Origin of the sequence: uncultured Cardiobacterium sp., assembly GCF_938028185.1 — a bacterium.
In the GTDB taxonomy this organism is placed as follows: domain Bacteria; phylum Pseudomonadota; class Gammaproteobacteria; order Cardiobacteriales; family Cardiobacteriaceae; genus Cardiobacterium.
Window position 1 is genome coordinate 1 of record NZ_CALJAH010000305.1, and the last position, 5,883, is coordinate 5,883.

Here is a 5,883-nt window from a genome sequence, read left to right on the forward strand (position 1 = left end):
GCGTACTGTCTTCGGCGACGCGCCTTGCCTGAAACTTTCGGTGGATTGCTATATTGCAGTCGGGGTAATGGTTGCCGGATGGGTGGGTGACGGTGCGCCAAGGCGCACCCTATGGTGTCTTCGGTAAAGGCGCTTTGGTGGCGATCGGGGGTAATGGTTGCCGGATGGGCAGGCGGTTTATTGCGCCAATACCGGTTTGCTGTCGAGGAACCAGCGCAGGGCGCCGATCATCCCGGCGCGGTTGCCCAGGCTGGCGCAGCGGATGTTTTTCGGCATGAAGTGCGCTGCGGGCAGTTTTGCTGCCAGTTGGGCGCGGATGCGCGGCTCAATCAGGTCGTGTTGGGCGGCGATGCCACCGCCGATGAGGAGGGTTTCCGGGGCAAGCAGGTGGATGGCGGGCAGCAGGCCGTCGGTGAGGGCGCCGAGCATTTGTTCCAGGGCGCTGGCGGCGTCGCTATCTCCGGCGCGCAGGCGCTGAAAGAGGGTTCTGCCGTCGATGGCTTCGCCGCGGCGTCCGGCGTAGGCGGCGAGCAGGGCGGTGGTGGAGGCGGCCTGTTCGAGGCGGCGGCCATCGCCCAGGGGGCAGACGCCGATTTCGCCCGCGGCGTAGTTGGCGCCGCGCCACAGTTTGCCTTCAAGGAGGATGGCGCCACCGAGGCCGGTGCCGAGGGTGAGGCAGAGGGCGGAGCTGCTGTTTTGTGCCGCACCCAGCCAGTATTCGCCGAGTGCCATGGCATTGACGTCGTTTTCGACGCTGCATGGCAGTCCGCATTGGTCTTCGATGAGGGGTTTCAGGGCGGTGCCGAGGTAGCCGGGGATGCTGGGGCCGGCGTGCAAGACGGTGCCGCGGTAGGGGTCGATGACACCGGCGCTGGAGATGGCGACGCCTTGCAGCGCGGTTTGTGCCTGGGTGTCGCGGCAGATTTGCACGATTTGTTCGCCAATGTGGTTGTCGTTGGCGCTGACGGCGGTTTTTTGGTTGGGGAGGGTTTGGGTGCAGCTGCCGTCTGTCTGGTAGAGGGCGGCCTTGATTTCGCTGCCGCCGATGTCGAGGGTGAGGATGGTCATGTGGGTTCCTTGTTGCGTTGCAGGGCGCGGTAGGTGCGCTGCCAGATGCGGTCGCGCGCGGCGGCGTCGTGATTCATGTAGTCGGCGTAGAGGATGTCGAGTACGACGAGGACGGGGAATTGCGGCGAGATGAGCCGCCCGTGCTCCATCTGGTTTTTCACGGCAAAGAGTTGGACTTCGTCAAAGTTGTCGCGGTATTCGCGGTCGGCGTTGGCGGTGAAGAGGACGGTCGCGGCACCCTGGGTTTTCGCGGTTTGCAGGGCTTCGATAATGATTTTGCTGCGACCGCTGATGCTGATGCCGATAACCAGGCATTCGGGGTCGGTGAGGACGGCGGTCATGCGGATCATGTCGTCGTCGGTGATGGCTTCGCAGATGAGTCCGATGCGCATGAAGCGGAATTTCATTTCTTGCGCGACCATGCCGGAGCTGCCTTTGCCGTAGATGTACACCCGTTTTTTTTGCAGGAGCAGCGCGGTGATGCGGCGGATTTGCCGCATATCAATGATGGCGTAGGTTTTGTTGAGCAGCTCCTGGTAGCTGGCGAGGACGGGCTGGACGAAATCGCTGTCAGCGTGGCTTTCTCCCTGGTTGTGCGCGTAGAAGAGTTCACGCAGTCCGCGGAAGCCGCATTTTTGGGAGAAGCGGGTCAATGCGGCTTCGGAGACGCCCAGACGTCGCGCCAGCGCCTTGCCGGTCTCTCTCGGCGGGGTTTCGCCGCCGCCGAGAAAGTAGTCGGCGATTTTGCGCTCAACCGGGCTGAATTGTTGCAGGTGCGCTTCGATGTAGGGACGGGCGTTTTTGCTGAAGACAATCACCGCAGCGCCCCAAGGCGGATTTTGAAGACGGCCTTGTGCAGGCTCTCGCCGGGCTGGTTGACGATAAGCCCGGTCTGGTGCGCGTCTTCGGGGTAAAACACCGCCAGATAGCCCGGCTCCAGCAGGATGCTGCTGCGCGCGCGGGCGCTGTCGATGGCCTGGTAGTCGCTGTCGGCATGGTATTCGCCTGCGGTGCAGTCGGCGAGAAAGGCCTGCTGCACCCATTCGCGTCCGCCAAGGACGAGGTGGACGTCAATGTAGTCGCGGTGCGCTTCCCAGATGCGCGCGTCTTCGCCAGCGGTCTGGTAGTGAAAGATGTTGACGTAAAAGTCGTCGCCGTCTATCGGATATTGTTTGTCCGCCCAGGTTGTCAGGTCTTTGCCGGCAAGCCAGCGGCAGACTTTTTCGGCGGCGGGCGAGCGGTAACTGGCGGTTTGATTCAGCGAGAGGAGTTCCATTGTTTTATCCCATGATGAGGTTGGGGAGGAAGGTCACGATGCCCGGGAAGAGGGTGATCAACAGCAGGCAAAGGGCGATGGGAATGATAAAGGGGATGACGCCGCGGGTTACGGTACTGACGCTCATGTTGCCGACGCGGGCGACGACGAAAAGCGCCATACCCATCGGCGGGGTGAGGATGCCGATCATCATGTTGAGCGTGGTCATCACGCCGAAGAAGACAAGGTCGATGTTGAACTGCTGGGCGATGGGGATGAGCATCGGCAGCACCAGGAATTGCAGCGCCAGCGCATCAATAAACATACCGAGGAAGAGCAGCAGCAGGTTAATCATCAGCAGCACCATCAGGGTGTTGTCGGCAATCGCCATGAAGCCGCTGGCGACCTGCATCGCGACCCGTTCGCGGGCAATCATGTCGCCGAAGAAGGTGACAGTCATCACCATCAGCACCGTCACCCCGGTAATGGCCATCGCTTCCACACAGCAGGTGAACAACCCGGCGGGGGTGAGTTCACGGTAGATGAACATTCCAAGGATGATGGAATAGAGGGCGGCGACAACGGCGGCTTCGGTCGGGGTGAAGGCGCCGGAGAAGATGCCGCCGATGATGAGTATCGGCGTCAGCAGCGGCCAAAACGCCTGTTTGAACGCCCGTCTGCGTTCGGCGGCGGACGTTTTCGGCGCCTTGCCATAGCCGCGTTTTTTACAAATGATGGTGTTCATCGCCATCAGCAAAATGGTGAGCAGCACACCGGGGACGAAACCGGCGAGGAAGAGCTTGGCGATGGAAACATCGGCAATGACCCCGTAAATAATCATCGCGATACTCGGCGGCACCAGCGGGCCGATGATGCAGGAGGCTGCGGTAATGCCGCCGCAGAGGTCGTCTTCATAACCGGCGTCGCGCATCGCCTTGATTTCAAGCTGCCCCAAACCGCCCGCATCCGCCAGCGCCGAGCCGGACATCCCGGAGAAAATGAGGCTGGCCGCGATATTGACGTGTCCCATGCCGCCGGTGTAATGCCCCAGCATAGTGCGGGCGAAATTGAAAATACGGGTGGTGATACCGGCGCTGTTCATCAAAATGCCGGTAAGAATGAAAAATGGCACGCTGAGCAGGCCAAAACTGTTGACACTATCGACCAGTTTGGCGGCGGCAAAATTGCCGGTACCCCAACGGGTCATGGAAAAGAACAATACCGCCGCGATGAAGAGCGACCAACCAACCGGCACCCCGGCGAACATAATCACCAGCCAGACAATCAGCGCGACATAAACCGCATTCTTGCCAAATTTGACATATTCGCTAATGCGCAGCGCCTTAAACCAGGACGGCTCGATGAATGCCACCAAAACCACCGCCACCGTCAAGGCGATATAGACCCAAACGGGAATACGGCTGTCGCCTTTGCGGTAATTCTCCTGCTGCGCCTGCAAGAAACGGAACAGCATCAGCAGGGAGCAAACGGGCAGGGAAAGATAGAGCCATTTGTCAGAAATACCGAGGGAAACTAACTGATCGGAAGCGTGATTAAAAACAACAACGCCGTAATACAAGAACAGCAGAATGGCGGCAAAAATCAACAATTGCACCAAGCTGAACACCCAGACCCGCACGACGTTCGGCAAATGGCTGGTGATAAAATCAATAAGCACGTGTTGCTGGCTGCGGATACCAATAGAAATACCGAGCATCCCGACATACACAAAAAGCAGACGCGCGGCTTCTTCCGACCAAATAAGCGGGTGGTGCAAAATCTGGCGAAACAACACTTGCGCAATCAAAATGGAAAATATTATCAGGAATAGAGTGCCGCCAACCCATTCTTCCAATTTGTTCAAAACTTTCATGCTGTTCTCCCTGTCAAAGCTTCACCGTTTGGCAAAACCTCTGCGCGTTGTGGAATAAGGGCGGCAGCCAAAGGCTACCGCCCGCGATGACTTAAGGATTGAGTGCTTCGATTTCGGCAATGGCCGCTTTGCTGGCTTCACCGTTTTTCTTGATAAATTCCTCATAATAGGGCTGCATCGCTTTCTTGAATGCAGCGAGTTCGGGACGAGTGACCGTCACGCCCTGTTTCTCAAAGAAACTGACCAGCTCCGCTTCGCCATCCTGGAATAGTTTGGTATGGTACTTCGCCGCATTTTCTGCCGCATCACGCACCACTTTTTGCAAGTCTTCCGGCAAGGATTCCATCGTTTCATTGCTGACCAGATAGAGCTGGTCATTGATAATGTGATTGGTCAGGGCAAGGAATTTCTGCACCTCATAGAATTTCTGCGCCTGAATGGTCGGCAGCGGATTTTCTTGGCCATCGACCGAATTGGTTTGCAGCGCCAGATAGACCTCGGAAAACGCCATCGGCGTGGGTGAGGCACCGACATATTTGGCATACGCCAGGTTGGTCGCCGCATTCGGTACACGCAATTTCAGGCCTTTCATGTCATCAATGCTGTTAATCGCGCGGTTGGAAGTCGTCTGGCGGGTGCCGTTATAGGCTTGCGCAAGAACGGTAATGCCTTTTTCATCATGGATTTTTTTGATCAAATCCTTACCGAAGGTCGTATCAAACAACGCTTTCTGTGCGGTAGGAAAATCCTTAATCATATAAGGCAGCGCATAGACTTCCGCCAGCGGATAATAAATCTGGAAGCGGGCGCTTTCGGCAAAGGTGAAATCTAGCGCGCCACCGCCGACTTGCCCCATCATCGAGCGGTCATCGCCCAACTGTCCGTTCGGATACAGGGCGATTTCAATCTTGCCGCCGGATTTTTCTTTCACTTCATTGGCGAACTGCTCCGCCGCCTTGTATTCATTGGAAGTCGTCCCGGCATTAAGGCCGAAGGTCAATTCATACTCGGCCGCCAGGGTATTGGCAGCAAAGGCGGCGATTACAGCGGCTAGTAGGGTTTTGCGGATAGTCATGGCAGTAACTCCATCAGAAATAGCGGGCGTAAATTTCACGGGCGCGGGCGATTTGTGCCGCCGTTGCCGAAGCCATCGGCTTGCGTGAAAGGAAGGGGCCGGAATCGCAGCCGGAAAGAACCAGCAACTGTTTCAAGGTCGGATAGAGGCCGTTCGCCAAAATATCGGCAATGAGGTTGTTGCTTTCCTGTTGCGCTTTTAATGCTTCCGCATAGTTGCCAGCGGCAGCGAGCTCCATAATTTTCCGCGCACGGATGCCGTTGACGTTATAGGTTGAGCCAATGGCACCATCCACGCGGTTGACCAGCGCAGGAAGCAGCATTTCGTCAAAACCGGAATAAATCAGATGGTCGGGATAAGCGCTGCGCAGCCGTTCCAACAGATAGAAATCGGCAGCGGTAAATTTAACGCCGACGATTTTTGGATTGGCAAAGAGTTCACCAAATTGCGACAGGCCAATATCCATCCCGGTGAGGAAAGGAATGGAGTAAACAATCATGCGGTTATCCACCGCTGCGACAATGTCGAAGTAATATTGTTTGACTTCTTCAAAAGTAAATTTGTAATAAAACGGGGTGACGGCAGAAATGGCCTGATAGCCCAAACCGGTGG

At 57.0% G+C, this 5,883-nt stretch carries 6 protein-coding genes; all 6 read right to left on the reverse strand.

Annotation, left to right across the window (positions count from 1 at the left end; genetic code table 11):
- Positions 1–177: 177 nt before the first annotated feature.
- Positions 178–1,068, reverse strand: a complete 891-nt coding sequence (locus Q0349_RS08900) for an ROK family protein (RefSeq protein WP_298080512.1) — start codon at positions 1,066–1,068, stop codon at positions 178–180.
- Complete coding sequence (locus Q0349_RS08905; RefSeq protein ID WP_298080514.1) at positions 1,065–1,886, reverse strand: MurR/RpiR family transcriptional regulator; 822 nt, start codon at positions 1,884–1,886, stop codon at positions 1,065–1,067. The genes Q0349_RS08900 and Q0349_RS08905 overlap by 4 nt, the downstream gene beginning before the upstream one ends.
- Positions 1,883–2,344 carry a YhcH/YjgK/YiaL family protein gene (locus Q0349_RS08910; protein ID WP_298080515.1) on the reverse strand — a complete coding sequence of 154 codons (462 nt, stop codon included), beginning with the start codon at positions 2,342–2,344 and terminating at the stop codon, positions 1,883–1,885. The genes Q0349_RS08905 and Q0349_RS08910 overlap by 4 nt, the downstream gene beginning before the upstream one ends.
- A gap of 4 nt (positions 2,345–2,348) precedes the next feature.
- Positions 2,349–4,196 (reverse strand): TRAP transporter large permease subunit, encoded by a 1,848-nt coding sequence (locus Q0349_RS08915; RefSeq protein ID WP_298080516.1) that lies wholly within the window; start codon positions 4,194–4,196, stop codon positions 2,349–2,351.
- A 91-nt stretch (positions 4,197–4,287) separates the two neighbouring features.
- Positions 4,288–5,271 carry a sialic acid TRAP transporter substrate-binding protein SiaP gene (locus Q0349_RS08920; RefSeq protein WP_298080517.1) on the reverse strand — a complete coding sequence of 328 codons (984 nt, stop codon included), beginning with the start codon at positions 5,269–5,271 and terminating at the stop codon, positions 4,288–4,290.
- 13 nt (positions 5,272–5,284) lie between these two features.
- On the reverse strand, positions 5,285–5,883 hold a 599-nt coding region (locus tag Q0349_RS08925), incomplete at its 5' end, for a dihydrodipicolinate synthase family protein (protein ID WP_298080518.1).